The sequence below is a fragment of the Polaromonas sp. P2_G11 genome (assembly GCF_056403595.1).
Map to the genome: position 1 here is coordinate 141,301 of NZ_JBFUFE010000005.1, position 13,318 is coordinate 154,618.

At 61.8% G+C, this 13,318-nt stretch carries 11 protein-coding genes; 2 read left to right on the forward strand and 9 right to left on the reverse strand.

The genetic code is table 11. The features are described 5' to 3' along the window. Window positions 1–143: 143 nt before the first annotated feature. The 5 genes from AC1DWQ_RS18065 to AC1DWQ_RS18085 all read right to left on the reverse strand — a co-directional run bounded on the left by AC1DWQ_RS18065 (window position 144) and on the right by AC1DWQ_RS18085 (window position 7,697). A complete protein-coding gene (locus AC1DWQ_RS18065) occupies window positions 144–1,385 on the reverse strand; it encodes a hypothetical protein (protein ID WP_477670865.1) in 1,242 nt (413 codons plus the stop codon). 57 nt (window positions 1,386–1,442) lie between these two features. Then, window positions 1,443–4,622, reverse strand: a complete 3,180-nt coding sequence (locus tag AC1DWQ_RS18070) for an efflux RND transporter permease subunit (protein ID WP_477670866.1) — start codon at window positions 4,620–4,622, stop codon at window positions 1,443–1,445. A 33-nt stretch (window positions 4,623–4,655) separates the two neighbouring features. Further along, entirely contained in the window at window positions 4,656–6,050 is a 1,395-nt protein-coding gene (locus AC1DWQ_RS18075) for an efflux RND transporter periplasmic adaptor subunit (RefSeq protein WP_477670867.1), read from the reverse strand. 271 nt (window positions 6,051–6,321) lie between these two features. Further along, window positions 6,322–6,804, reverse strand: a complete 483-nt coding sequence (gene rnhA / locus AC1DWQ_RS18080; protein WP_457278630.1) for a ribonuclease HI — start codon at window positions 6,802–6,804, stop codon at window positions 6,322–6,324. 53 nt (window positions 6,805–6,857) lie between these two features. Beyond that, window positions 6,858–7,697, reverse strand: coding sequence for a class I SAM-dependent methyltransferase (locus AC1DWQ_RS18085; RefSeq protein ID WP_477670868.1), 840 nt, complete (start codon window positions 7,695–7,697; stop codon window positions 6,858–6,860). Window positions 7,698–7,709: 12 nt separating this feature from the next. On the opposite strand from AC1DWQ_RS18085, the gene gloB reads away from it, so the two are divergent. Next, complete coding sequence (gloB, locus tag AC1DWQ_RS18090; protein ID WP_477670869.1) at window positions 7,710–8,561, forward strand: hydroxyacylglutathione hydrolase; 852 nt, start codon at window positions 7,710–7,712, stop codon at window positions 8,559–8,561. After that, window positions 8,558–10,117, forward strand: a complete 1,560-nt coding sequence (locus AC1DWQ_RS18095; protein ID WP_477670870.1) for a transglycosylase SLT domain-containing protein — start codon at window positions 8,558–8,560, stop codon at window positions 10,115–10,117. The genes gloB and AC1DWQ_RS18095 overlap by 4 nt, the downstream gene beginning before the upstream one ends. 46 nt (window positions 10,118–10,163) lie before the next feature. Here AC1DWQ_RS18095 and AC1DWQ_RS18100 read toward each other — a convergent pair whose 3' ends face one another. The 4 genes from AC1DWQ_RS18100 to AC1DWQ_RS18115 all read right to left on the reverse strand — a co-directional run bounded on the left by AC1DWQ_RS18100 (window position 10,164) and on the right by AC1DWQ_RS18115 (window position 13,308). Continuing rightward, entirely contained in the window at window positions 10,164–10,316 is a 153-nt protein-coding gene (locus tag AC1DWQ_RS18100; RefSeq protein ID WP_348050368.1) for a DUF3096 domain-containing protein, read from the reverse strand. A gap of 132 nt (window positions 10,317–10,448) precedes the next feature. Further along, window positions 10,449–11,288 carry an ABC transporter permease gene (locus AC1DWQ_RS18105; RefSeq protein WP_477671217.1) on the reverse strand — a complete coding sequence of 280 codons (840 nt, stop codon included), beginning with the start codon at window positions 11,286–11,288 and terminating at the stop codon, window positions 10,449–10,451. A gap of 2 nt (window positions 11,289–11,290) precedes the next feature. Further along, window positions 11,291–12,118, reverse strand: coding sequence for an ABC transporter ATP-binding protein (locus AC1DWQ_RS18110; RefSeq protein ID WP_477670871.1), 828 nt, complete (start codon window positions 12,116–12,118; stop codon window positions 11,291–11,293). A gap of 140 nt (window positions 12,119–12,258) precedes the next feature. Then, complete coding sequence (locus AC1DWQ_RS18115; protein ID WP_477670872.1) at window positions 12,259–13,308, reverse strand: ABC transporter substrate-binding protein; 1,050 nt, start codon at window positions 13,306–13,308, stop codon at window positions 12,259–12,261. Window positions 13,309–13,318: the final 10 nt, after the last annotated feature.

A 13,318-nucleotide genomic window follows, 5' to 3' on the forward strand; every position in this document is an offset into this window, starting at 1 on the left:
TATCGAAACATGAAAGCGCGTCTTCGCACCCATGGCTGCGTTGCAATCCTTGCGAAGGCGTTCAGCCTTCGTTACGGCTTGCGCCTTGCCCTGGGCGCGAATCCATCGCTTTCATTTTGTTTCGCTACTTGCGGGTTGCAGTACTAGTCGCTTCGGGGAGCCGGTAGCGGGGGCAGGTCCTCATAGCCGAAAAAATAGGGCACAACCCGAAAGCTCATCAGCAAGCCGCCGTTTTCCGGCGTTGCGTTCAGGCGTTCATAGTCGTGCGCGGCCAGGTGCTGTATTTTTTCGGCATCGCGTTGCCGGCTGAAAACATCGTGACGCCACTGATAGACCTCACTGAGTTTCTCCTCGTAGGTGTAGTGGTGGTCGTTGTCGTTGTAATAGTCGTCAAACCGGTTGCCGCCCAGGTAGATGGCATTCGAGCCTTCATACCCCGTTTTCTGGCTGGTGCGCTGGTCGGTGTTCAGAAAATAAGCCCAATCGCCAGGGACAAAGTTGCCGGCGGCCACACCGCCCACCATGCGCAAGACCTTGCCTGGCCGTTCAAGCTCCAGCGGATCAAAATCCGTTTCAAAACTCCACATGCGGCCGGGTTCCAGGTCAACCAGTGGCTCACCGTCGGCCAGTAATCGCCGCTCCACGCCTTGCGCCCTGCCCACGTCCTTCTTGACGCGGCGGAAGTAATCCAGCGCACCCTGGGCAAACACCACCTTGGTCGCGGCGTAGCAGCCTATGTCGTATTTCCCCTGCTCAAAAAACATGTCGTTGAGAGCCTTGTGCAAGGGCATGCGCAGCCGGGGCGTTCCATTGATCCAGTAGCGGGCATTCCATCTGGCAGGGCCGCCCTCGGGCCACCCCCATTCCAGCACCTCTGCCCATATCACGGTGTTCTGGCGAATACCGACATGGTCGACCAGAGCCTGCACATCGCAGGCTTTTCCTCTGAATTCGGTCAATCGGCCCGGGTGCAACAGGGCCAACAGGATTTCTTTTTTGGAAACCGTCTTGAGCTTGCGTGTCTTGTTGTTTCTCACCGGCACCAGCACTACCTCGTCCTTGATCGCCAGCTCCGGGCGTTGCGCCAAAAACAGGGTGCTCACGGCCGCGCCTGAGCCCAGCAGGGAATACGTCATGGTGCCCCGCGGCTTGTCGACAGTTTCCTGAACCAGGCGGGCTGGAATGCCGAGCTGCTGGAGATATCGAAACATGTGGGGGCCGAGCCGCTCCAGCTGGGACGGTGAACAGAAGAACTGCACGCCATATGCGCCCGTTCCAGGCGCTTCCTGGGCTTGCGCAGAAGCCGTATGGGCCAGCGCAAGCAGGAACGGAATCAGGAAGAAAGAAGCAACTGTACGGATTCGGCCCGCTGGGTTTGCGGTCAAACCGGTTTTCTCATCAGCATGCCAGGGACCCGGCCTGGGGCAAGCGGTTCCTCACGATCATTTCGCCACGTACTCCGGGTGTTCAAGGTGTTCATCGGGTTGCTCCCTGGCAATGGCCTTGTTGGCCCCTGGGACCGCCTTGCGGGCAAACAGCGTGTACATCGTGGGCACCACAAACACAGTGAGCAAAGTGCCCAGCGACATGCCCCCCACGATAACCCAGCCGATCTGCGTGCGGCTTTCGGCACCCGCGCCCTTGGCCAGGGCCAGCGGCAAGGCTCCCAGCACCATGGCACCAGTCGTCATCATGATGGGGCGAAGGCGCTGCGATGACGCCTTGACCAGCGCGTCGATCATTTCCATGCCCTGCCCGCGCAACTGGTTGGTGAACTCCACAATCAGGATGCCGTGCTTGGTGATCAGGCCAACCAGCGTGATCAGACCAATTTGGGAATACACATTGAGAGAGCCGCCCGACCATTTGAGCGCCAGCAAGGCCCCGATCATGGACAGCGGCACCGACAGCATGATGACCAGCGGATCGATAAAACTTTCAAACTGTGCGGCCAGCACCAGGAAAATAAACACCAGTGCCAATACAAACACAATGGCCAGGGCGCCCTGCGAGTTTCTGAACTCGCGCGAGGTGCCGTTCAGGTCGGTGCTGTAGCCGGTCTTGAGCACCTTGGCGGCGGTCTGGTCCATGAACTTGAGCGCTTCGCCCAGCGAATAGTCGCCCGCAAGGCTGGCCGTGATGGACACCGAGCGACGCTGGCCGAAATGGTTCAACTCGCGCGGGGAAACACTTTCACGCACCTTGACCAATGCCGACAGCGGAATCATTGCGTCGTTGCGGCCCCGCACATAAATGCGGTCGATGTCTTCAGGCGTTGTGCGGCCGCTGGCTTCGGTCTGCACGATCACGTCGTACTGCTCGGCATCGCGCTTGTAGCGCGTCACGTTGCGCCCGCCCAGCAGAGTCTCGATGGCCTTTGCGACAACCTGGATGCTGACGCCGAGGTCGGCCGCCTTGTCCCGCTCCACCTCAATGCGCAGTTCTGGCTTGTTCAGCCGCAGGTCTACGTCGGGCGAGACGATGCCAGGGTTTTTGGCGATCTCCTCCAGCATCTGGCGCACCACGGTGTTCAGGTTCTGGTAGCTGTCGGAGGTCTGGATCACGAAATTGAGCGGCCGTTCGCGAAAGCCCTGCCCAAGGGACGGCGGCGTGATCGGAAAGGCGGTAACGCCGGGCAGCGCATTGAATTTGGGCTGCAGCTCGCGTGCCATGTCGATGGTGGAGCGCGTACGCTTGTCCCAGTCAACAGTGCGGTACACCACGCTGGCCTGCGCCACCGTCGGGTTGCCCACGTTGGCAAAAATGCGGTCGAACTCGGGAAAGGGCTCACCCATTTTTTCCAGCGCCCTGGCATAGCGGTTGGTGTAGTCCAGCGTGGCGCCGTCAGGGGCATTGACGTTGGCCAGAATCACCCCGCGGTCTTCAATGGGCGAAAGCTCCTGCTTCATGCTCGGGAACACCAGCGCAATGGCCAGGGCACTGAGCACCATCACGCCGATGACAATCCAGCGGGCCTGCAAGGCCATGCCTTTGAGTCGCTGGGCAAGCGAGGGCCGGCCGGCAGCGCCTTCCTCCGCCGCGGGTACGTAACGTGTGGTGACGACCCAACGCAGCACCGAGCCGTAACGGTCGGAAATCGACGTCAACGCCCGCTCCATGAACCGGTCAAAACGATTGGGCTTGGGATTGTGCTTGAGCAGCTGGGTGCACATCATGGGCGTGAGCGTCAGCGCCACAAAGCCCGACACCACCACCGCACCGGCCAGCGCCAGGGCAAACTCCACGAAGAGCCGCCCGGTGCGGCCCGGCGTAAACGCCAGCGGCGCATACACGGCTACCAGCGTGGCCGTCATGGTGACCACGGCAAAGCCGATCTCACGCGCGCCCTTGATGCCGGCCGAGAACGGGTCCATGCCTTCCTCAATGTGCCGGAAGATGTTTTCCAGCATCACGATGGCATCGTCCACCACCAGGCCGATAGCCAGCACCAGCGCCAGCAGGGTCAGCGTGTTGATGGTGAAGCCCGCCAGCGCCATCATGCCGAAGGTGCCGATCAGGCTCACCGGGATGGTGACGATGGGGATGATGGAGGCGCGCAGGGTGCGAAGGAACACAAAGATCACCAGGGCCACCAGCACGATCGCCTCGGCGATGGTGTGGTACACGTTGTTCACGGAACGGTCGATGAACACCGAGTTGTCGTTGGCGACGTCAATCAGCATGTCGGACGGCAGGTCAGCCTTCAGCTTGGGAAAGGCCTCCCGCACCCCCCTGGACAGGTCCAGCGGGTTGGCCGTTGCCTGGCGGATGACGCCGACTGCCACAGCGGAGCGGCCGTTGAGCCTGACCGCCGTGCGCTCGTCGGCTGCGCCCTCCTCCACGCGCGCGACGTCGCGCACCTTGACGGAAAAGCCGTTCACATTCTTGATGACGATCTCGCGAAACTGCGCGGGCCTGACCAGGTCAGTCTGCGAGGTCACGCTGAATTCGCGCTGCTGGGACTCGATGCGGCCGGCCGGCAGCTCCAGGTTGCTGCGGCTGATGGCGTCTTCCACGTCCTGCGTGGTCAGCTTGTAGGAAGCGAGCTTGTCGGTGTCCAGCCAGACGCGCATGGCGTACTTGCGCTCGCCAAAGACGCGCACGTCGGCCACGCCGGTCACGGTCTGCAGGCGCGGCTTGACAATGCGGTTGACCAGGTCGTTGATCTGTAGCGGCGTCAGTGAATCGCTGGAAAAAGCCACCTGGATAACCGGAAAGGCATCGGCCTCGACCTTGGCGATCACAGGCTCTTCAATCGCCTGAGGCAGCCGGTTGCGCACGCGCGACGTGCGGTCGCGTACTTCGGCGGCAGCCGAGTCAGCGTCTTTTTCGAGCCTGAAACGCACGCTGATCTGCGCCTGGTCGGCACGGCTGATGGAGGTGATGACGTCGACAGCATCAATGCCTGCGATGGAATCTTCCAGCGGCTTGGTCACCTGCGTTTCTATGACCTCCGCGGATGCGCCTGCATAGCGCACGCTCACGGTCACAACGGGTTCATCGATCTTGGGATATTCACGCACCGAAAGGCGGTTGAAGCTCACCGCACCGACCAGAACGATGAGCAAAGACAGCACGGTGGCAAAGACCGGGCGGCGTATGGAAACTTCAGCGAGTTGCATAAGGGCCTGTGGGGGCTACGGCGCGGCTGCCGCTCAAGTGGGATCGCGGGCTGGCGGGCCGGCCGGGCGGCGCTCGGTTGGGGCCACGCTACGCACCGGCACCAGGCCCCCCGGGGCTTCCGATACCACGACGCCACAGGGGTTGGGGCCGGCCGGTGGTGCTTGCGGCGCGGCGGCGGCCACAGCTTTGGCCGGCGCGGCCTCAGCCGCAGGGGCCGTTGCGGCAGCTGCCGCGGGCGCAGTACCGGCAGCGGCAGGCGCTTTTGCGTTGCCCGCGCGGGCAGAAGCATTTGCGGCCAGGTCCACCACTGCCACCACAGTGCCGTCACGCTGTACGCGCTGCTGGCCGGTCGCAACCACCACGTCGCCGGACTCCAGGCCTTCGAGGATCTCGACCTTGCCGGGGCTGCGCAGACCGACTTTGACTTCGACGCGCTTGGTGGTGCGGGTCTGCTCGTTCGGGCCTTCCAGCAGCTTGATGACGAACTGCCGGCCGCCCTGCGGAACAATCGCTTCCTCCGGCACCACGCGCGCGTTCTCGCGCACGCCGAACACCGTGTTGACCCGGGCGAACATGCCGGGCCGCAGCTGCAGCTGGCGGTTGTCGATGCAGCCCCGGATCCCAATGGAGCGGCCATTGGCGTCGATCAACGGGTCTATGGCCTGGATTTGCGCGTTGTACTTGCGTCCGGGCAAGGCATCGATGTCGAGCACAGCTGTCTGGCCGCGCTTGACCTTGCTCTGAAAGCGTTCAGGCAGCCGGAAGTCGACAAAGATGGCCTCGATGTCCTCGATGTTGACGATGTCCGCGCCGTCTTTCAGGTAGTCGCCCACGTTGACGAGCCGGATGCCGGCAATGCCGTCAAATGGTGCGACGATCTTCAGCCGCGCGGCAGTGGCCTTGGCCAGCGACAGCTTGGCCTCGGCCACCTGCAGGTTGGCGGCGCTTTCATCGAGCGAGCGCTGGCTGATGAAGTTTTGCGCCACCAGTTCCTGGTTGCGCTTCTGGTTGGCCCGCGCGATCGACAGTTCGGCCTGGCTTTGCTGCACCTGCGCCAACGGCAACTGGTCGTCGAACTGCACCAGAACCTGGCCTTTGCGCACACGCTGGCCATCGGTGAAATTGAGCTGGGTGATGCGCCCGCTGACCTCGGGCCGCAAGACCACGCCACGGCGCGAACGCAGGCTGCCCACGGCCGAGGTGTCATCCGACAATCTGGCGAGTTCCACCTTCGCGGCTTCCACGGTCACCGGTTTTCCGGCGGCGGCGCCGTTGGTGCCATTGCCGGCGCCCTGGCCCGTCGAGGCAACCGGCGAAGACTCGGCCGCACCGCCCTGCGCCTTGGGTTTTTGCACCCACCAGGCAGCACCCGAGGCGACCGCAATGCCCGCTATCGCGACCGCTGTGTAAATTGCTTTTGATGCCATGGGGAGGAAAACTTGTTATACAAAGAGATACAAACTTCCAATGTAGCAGGACACCATGGCGCGCGCAGCCTTTTTCTGGCCTTTGCACAGGGTAAGCGCGGTAGCTTTACAACGGCTTTACCAAACGCCCTGGGCGACCAAAACGGCACGGATGCTATGTACGCTTATGGTGCGCCCGGGGCTTGCAATTTTTACGTGGGCCTTGGCTGCTTGGTGCGTGTTTTTGCGCGCGCGTTCCCGCCCCGTCTTCAGACTCCCAGCCAGGTCTTTGTTACAAGCGGCCGAGCGCGCGTTCCACACCTTTGTTGGCCAGTGCGTCGGCACGCTCGTTGCCCGGGTCGCCGGCATGCCCCTTGACCCAACGCCAGTCGATCTTGTGGCCGCTGGAGACGACCAGGGCGTCCAGGCGCTGCCAGAGATCCACATTCTTGACCGGCGCCTTGGCCGCTGTACGCCAGCCCCGGGCTTTCCAGCCGTGAATCCACTCGGTAATGCCCTTGCGCACGTATTCGCTGTCCAGGTAAAGCGTCACGCTGCAGGGCCGCTTCAGCGCCGCCAGCGCCTCGATGACGGCAGTCATCTCCATGCGGTTGTTGGTAGTGCCAAGTTCGCCGCCAAATAGCTCTTTTTCGGTGCCGCCCATTGCCAGCAGCGCCCCCCAACCTCCGGGGCCGGGGTTTCCCTTGCATGCGCCGTCGGTATAGATCACGACGTGTTGTGGTTGTGGCGTTGTGCCTGTTGGTGTGTCGGTCATGCGTTACAAATGCTCCCGGGAAGCTCCAAAGAGCAGCCGGTGGTTAAAGAAAATCAGGCAGGCGGCTGTGAGCGGGATGAACGGGTGAGCAGCTCCTTGTTGGCTATCGCGGCGGGTGCCGTTGCCGGCGCCCTTCGCGCCTTCCAGGCGGGCTCAAGCAACCGGACGCCACGTACACGCTTGACCGCCGCGAGGAAATAAACAGCGCCAAAAATAGGCCACCAGCGTTCGCCCGCCGCATCCATCCACTCGAACCGGTCCAGCCAGGCCTGACTTGTGAGCGCCGGCCGGTAGCAGCCGAAGCGCCCCGACTCTACCTCAAAGTCCAGCAGCCTCAACCAGTCGCGAAGGCGCCAGTAGCCGATGAACTCGCCTGTTTTGGGAAGAAACAGGTTGTCATACCCCCAGCGCTGGTAGATGTGGCCGCGGCGCTGGCGCAGCCCCCACAAACTGGTCGGGTTGAAGCCGCTGATGACCACCCGACCTTCCGGAACAAGCACCCGGCTCACCTCGCGCAGGCTGGCATGCGGGTCGCTGCTGAGTTCGAGCGTATGCGGCAATACCACCAGGTCCAGGCTGTTCTCCGGGAAGGGAAGTGCTCCTGCATCGGTCAGGAGCGCCGCGCGCCGGGAACTTGCGGCCGTGCGGCCGCTCGTATCTGTAGCCGGGGACTTTCCGGGTTCAGACGACGGCGGCAGGGAATCCAGTGCCAGCCATTTGTGCGGCATGCGATTGGCTTGCAGGGCGTCGAGCTCCGGCAGGCCCAATTGCAGTGCGTGGTAACCAAACACGTCACTGACGGCCTGGTCAAAATGCGTGCGTTCCCAGTCCAGAAGATAACCACCGGGAGGGGTCTTCAGCCAGTCCGTCAAACCTATAATTTCAGAGCTCATTGAGACCACTGTATGTATTTGATTCCCATTCCTGCCTTCGACGACAACTACCTCTGGTTGTTGCATGACGGCAGGCGTGCCCTGGTCGTGGACCCGGGAGATGCCGGGCCGGTGCAGCGCACCCTGGAGCAGCACGCATTGCAACTGGAGTCGATTCTAGTCACGCATCACCATCCCGACCACACGGGCGGTGTCGATGCCCTGCGCGAAGCGACGGGCGCCCAAGTCTGGGGCCCTGCCACCGAACGCATTCCGCAGCCTTACACACATCTCAATGGAGGTGACAGCCTCACGGCCCTCGGCCTGGATTTCCAGGTGATCGACGTGCCCGGGCATACCGCAGGTCACATTGCCTATTACCTTGCCCCCACGCTTTCCGCTTCGCGTGATGCGCTGCCCCCCGAGGGGGCTCATCCGGCTTGGGGCGGCCCGGCGCCGGATGGCCTTGCCGTGAACGGCAGGCCGCTGCTGTTTTGCGGCGACACACTGTTCTCGGGAGGCTGCGGACGTTTATTCGAGGGTACACCGGCGCAAATGCTGGCCTCGCTCGACAAGCTGGCTGCGTTGCCTGGCAACACCGTCGTCTGTTGTACCCATGAATACACACTCAGCAATCTCCGCTTTGCCGTGGCAGTCGAGCCAGAAAATGCCGACCTGGCGGCATATCAGGCGCAATGCGTTGCACTTCGCGCCCAGGGAAAGCCAACCTTGCCGACCTCTGTGGCCCAGGAATTGCTGATCAACCCCTTCTTGCGGACCCGCCAACCCACTATCATGGCGGCTGCCCGGCACTTTGATGCGTCGGCCCGCGACGACAACACCGTATTTGCCGCCATCCGGCAGTGGAAAAACCAATTCAAATGACGCCACACGACCGAACCACTGCAGCATCCCCTCTTCCCAATCTCATCAATTTCCGTATTGTTCCGCTGGCGTTTCTGCTTGTGGCGACACTGTTGGCGGGCTGCGCCACACAGCCACCCGGCATGCCGGGTGACCCGGTCCTCACAACAGGAACAGGCCCCGCCGCCAAACCGCAAGTGCCGGGCGGCCCACTTCAAGCCATCACACCAGGTCAGATCGGCTCTTACCAGATCGCCTCCACGGAACCTCCCAAGGAACTTTGGGACCGTATTCGCCGCGGCTTCGCCATGCCCGACCTGCAAAACGAACTGGTGACGGATCGCGAGCAGTGGTATGCCAGCCGGCCGGACTATATCCAGCGCATGACCGAGCGCTCCAGCAAATACCTTTTTCACATCGTTGAAGAACTTGAGCGCCGCCAGATGCCGACGGAACTGGCATTGCTGCCGTTCATCGAAAGCGCTTTTAACCCGCAGGCCGTTTCCAGCGCCAAAGCCGCCGGCATGTGGCAGTTCATGCCGGCCACCGGCAAATATTTCGACCTGAAGCAAAACGCTTTCCGCGACGACCGGCGCGACGTACTGGCTTCCACCCGTGCGGCACTGGACTACCTGCAAAAGCTGCATGGCATGTTTGGCGACTGGCATCTGGCGCTGGCGGCCTACAACTGGGGGGAGGGCAGCGTGGGCCGCGCCATCGCCAAAAACCAGAGAGCAGGGCTGGGCACCAGCTACACCGACCTGAACATGCCGGCAGAAACGAGGCTCTACGTGCCCAAGCTGCAGGCCGTCAAAAACATTGTGGCCAATCCCCAGGCATTCCGCACGGAATTGCCGCTGATCGAAAACCACCCTTATTTTCAGCAGGTGCTGATCACACGTGACATTGATGTAGCCCTGGCCGCACGCCTTGCGGACGTCAAGATTGAAGACTTCAAGGCACTGAACCCTTCAGCACATCGCCCCGTCATCATCGCAGCAGGAACGCCCCAGATACTGCTTCCCTGGGACAACGCCACGGTGTTTCAGCGCAACTTCGAGGCCTACACCCAGGGGCAATATGCCAGCTGGACCGCCTGGTCGGCGCCCAGCACCATGAACCCGGCCGAAGCAGCACGCCGCACTGGCATGAGTGAGGCCGATCTGCGCAGCGTCAACAACATACCGCCGCGCATGCTCATCAAGGCAGGCTCGACCTTGCTGGTGCCGCGTTCCGCCAAGGTGGAAAACGACGTTACCAGCCACGTTGCAGATACCGCGCAAGTCTCGTTTTCTCCTGAAGTCGTGACACGCCGCACCACCGTCAAGGCCCGCAAGGGCGAGTCGGTTGCAACCATTGCCAAGCGCTACGGCCTGAGCGTTGCCAGCGTTGCCGAATGGAACAATGTCAGCACTTCCAGCGCGTTCAAGCTGGGCCATCAGGTGGTGGTTTTTCTTCCGGTCAAAAGCCATGCCTCAAAAAGCCAGGCCTCAGCCTCCAGCCGCAGTCGCGGCAGTTCCGCCAAAGTGACCAAACGCAGCAATACCAAGACGGTCGTCAAGTCCAAAAAACGTTGACGTTCCGGATCACGCGCTCCAGCAGTCACCAGCTGCGGGGCTGCTGCTACAGCTTGAACGAACCGCTGCCGAACAAACCGATCAAGCCGATAACGATCAGGTAAATCGCCACGATGTAATTGAGCAGCCGCGGTATCAGCAGGATAAGGATCCCCGCGATGAGCGACACGATGGGGCCGATGCTGAGTGAAAGATTCATGGTGTGTCCTTGGAGTGAAGCCGGCTTGCCGCTGCTGCGCATGGCAGAAGCGGTGCAGGCAGTCACGACTTTAAGGAGCCACCCGGCCGCAGGCTGTAGGACGACAGGAAGAGTTGCGGTACAGGGAAAACGTCAGAGTTTTTCTGTCTCACCAGTGCGCGGCTGCCATTTCATGAGCCGCTTCTCCAGCTTGCCAACAATGCCGTCCAGCACCAGGGCAAATGCCGTCAGCACCACGATGCCGGCAAACACCGTGTTCACGTCAAACGTGCCCTCGGCCTGCAAAATCAGGTAGCCCACTCCGCGCGCAGAGCCCAGGTATTCACCCACGACGGCCCCGACAAACGCCAGGCCCACAGAGGTATGCAGGCTGGAAAACACCCAGCTGGTCGCGCTTGGCAGGTACACCGTGCGCAGCAGCTGGCGCTGGTTGGCGCCCAGCATGCGGGCATTCGCCAGCACCACCGGGCTGACCTCTTTCACGCCCTGGTAAACATTGAAGAACACGATGAAAAACACCAGCGTGACCGCCAGCGCCACCTTGCTCCAGATGCCAAGGCCAAACCACAGCGCAAAAATGGGTGCCAGGATCACACGGGGCATGGAATTGGCCGCCTTGATGTAGGGGTCCAGGATGGCGCTGGCTGTAGGGGCCAGGGCAAGCCACAGGCCGCACGCCAGGCCCAGCACGGTGCCTATGCCGAAGGCCAGCACGGTTTCCAGCAACGTGGTGCCCAGGTGAAGGTAGATGTCGGCATTGCCCGGCAAGCCATCGGGGAACATGCGGCTTTCACCAAAACCAAAAGGCATGAACCAGCTCCACACCCTGCCGGCGACCTTGATGGGCTCGCCCAGGAAAAAAGCAATTTTCTGGTCGCGCGAAGCCAGGTGCCAGCCCAACAGCACGAGTACCAACAAGCCCAGCTGCCAGGCGCGCAGGTTGTTTTCTGAAGGTTTGAGGCGGTGCCACATGCTCAAGCCGCTTTCTTCAGTTGCTGCGCGTAACCTTTAAGGACCTCATCGCGCAACACATTCCATATCTGCGTATGCAGCTCGACAAACCGCGGCTGACTGCGTACCTCGGCAACATCGCGCGGACGAGGCAGATCGATGGCAAATTCGCCGATGGGATGCGTGCCGGGTCCAGCCGACAGCACCACCACCCTGTCGCTCATGGCAATGGCCTCGTCAAGATCGTGGGTGATGAACAGCACGGCCTTCTTTTTTGCGGCCCACAGGTCCAGCACCTCGTTTTCCATGAGCTGGCGCGTCTGAATGTCAAGCGCACTGAAAGGTTCGTCCATCAGGATGATGTCGGGATCCAGCGCCAGCACCTGGGCCAGTGCGGTGCGCTTGCGCATGCCGCCCGAAAGCTGGTGCGGATAGCGGTCGCCGAACTCGCCCAGCCCCACGCGTTCAAGCCAGTCCTGCGCCTGGCGGCGGGCCTCGGTATCCGGAACACCACGGTATTGCAAGCCCATCATCACATTGGCGATGGCGCTGCGCCACGGCATTAAGGCTTCAGTCTGGAACATGTAGCCGGCGCGGGTGTTGATGCCGCCCAGCGGTTGGCCAAACACCCGAACCTCACCGGAAGACGGCTCCAGCAAACCGGCACCAATATTGAGTAACGTGGATTTACCGCAACCTGTAGGCCCGACAACCGAAACGAATTCACCGGCCCGTATGCGCAAGGTGGTGTCGCTTACCGCCGCATAACGCTGGCCCGCATCGTCGCGCGAGCGAAAGGTGCAGCTGATGTTGATCAGCTCCAGGGCACAGGCGTCGTCGGGTTCTGGCATGGCGGGAGCTTACAGCAAGGTGCTTGCGCAGGGCCTCTATCTTCACCAGCCGGGGCCGCGGGACTGGCTTTGCCAGACCGCAGGCGCAGCGGCCCCCTCGGGGGGGGCAGCGCATTACACGAAGTGAAAAGCGTGGGGGCTCAAGCTTTGAATCGGTCCTTGGCCTTGCGCGCAAACTCGTTGGTATAGGTCTTGGCGATGTCGATCTTGTCGGCCTTGATGCTGGGGTCAAAGCTTGCCAGTGCCTTGAGCGCCGTGCGCGCGCCGTCATCAGGAATGATGCCGTCAAGCGAAATCGACTCACGCACCTTGTTGAATGACGCAAGGTACAGCGCCCGGTCACCCAGCAGGTAGCTCTCGGGCACGGTCTTGATGATGTCACCGGGGCCTGCAGTCTGCAGCCATTTGAGCCCATGCACGATCGCATTGGCCAGTGCCTGGCAAGTGTTGGGATTTTTCTGGACGAACTCTATCGGGGCGTACAGGCAGGCCGCCGGCATGGAACCGCCAAAAACTTCGATCGTGCCCTTGAGCGTGCGCGTATCGCTGATGATCTTCACCTCGCCCTTTTGCTCGAGCATGGTCATGACCGGGTCGGTATTGCTCATGGCATCGATCTGCCCCGAACGCAGCGCAGTGAGCGCGCCCGCCGCAGTGCCGACTCCGATAAAGCTCACGTCGCCGGCCTTGAGCCCCGCGCGCGAAAGTACCAGGTTGGCCATCATGTTGGTGGACGAGCCCGGCGCAGACACACCGATTCTCTTGCCCTTCAGGTCTGCGACCGTTTTGTAGTTGGGCATGTTTTTTGTTGACACGCCAAAAGCAATTTGCGGCGCCCTGCCCTGCAGCACAAAAGCCTGGAACATCTGGTTTTTGGACTGAAGATTGATGGTGTGCTCGAAAGCACCCGAACAGACGTCGGCAGAACCGCCCACCACGGCCTGCAGCGCGCGTGCACCACCGGCAAAGTCGCTGATTTCAATGTCCAGGCCTTCGGCCTTGAAATACCCCAGTTGCTCTGAAATGGTAAGAGGCAGGTAATAGAACGCCGCCTTGCCGCCGACCGCCAACGCAATTTTTGTTTTCTCGAGCCTGGGTTGCGCGCGAAGCGCCGGCAATGCCAGCGTTGCTGCTGCCAGTGCGGTGCCACCGGCAAAAGCCCGGCGGGAAATCAGGGGTTGGCGATTCATGCAAGCCTCT

Excerpts from the sequence above, each read along its gene's own strand:
- AC1DWQ_RS18070 (WP_477670866.1), bottom strand. The coding sequence starts at position 4,622 with ATGCAACTCGCTGAAGTTTCCATACGCCGCCCGGTCTTTGCCACCGTG.
- AC1DWQ_RS18075 (WP_477670867.1), bottom strand. The coding sequence starts at position 6,050 with ATGGCATCAAAAGCAATTTACACAGCGGTCGCGATAGCGGGCATTGCG.
- rnhA (WP_457278630.1), bottom strand. The coding sequence starts at position 6,804 with ATGACCGACACACCAACAGGCACAACGCCACAACCACAACACGTCGTG.
- AC1DWQ_RS18085 (WP_477670868.1), bottom strand. The coding sequence starts at position 7,697 with ATGAGCTCTGAAATTATAGGTTTGACGGACTGGCTGAAGACCCCTCCC.
- gloB (WP_477670869.1), top strand. The coding sequence starts at position 7,710 with ATGTATTTGATTCCCATTCCTGCCTTCGACGACAACTACCTCTGGTTG.
- AC1DWQ_RS18095 (WP_477670870.1), top strand. The coding sequence starts at position 8,558 with ATGACGCCACACGACCGAACCACTGCAGCATCCCCTCTTCCCAATCTC.
- AC1DWQ_RS18100 (WP_348050368.1), bottom strand. The coding sequence starts at position 10,316 with ATGAATCTTTCACTCAGCATCGGCCCCATCGTGTCGCTCATCGCGGGG.
- AC1DWQ_RS18105 (WP_477671217.1), bottom strand. The coding sequence starts at position 11,288 with ATGTGGCACCGCCTCAAACCTTCAGAAAACAACCTGCGCGCCTGGCAG.
- AC1DWQ_RS18110 (WP_477670871.1), bottom strand. The coding sequence starts at position 12,118 with ATGCCAGAACCCGACGACGCCTGTGCCCTGGAGCTGATCAACATCAGC.
- AC1DWQ_RS18115 (WP_477670872.1), bottom strand. The coding sequence starts at position 13,308 with ATGAATCGCCAACCCCTGATTTCCCGCCGGGCTTTTGCCGGTGGCACC.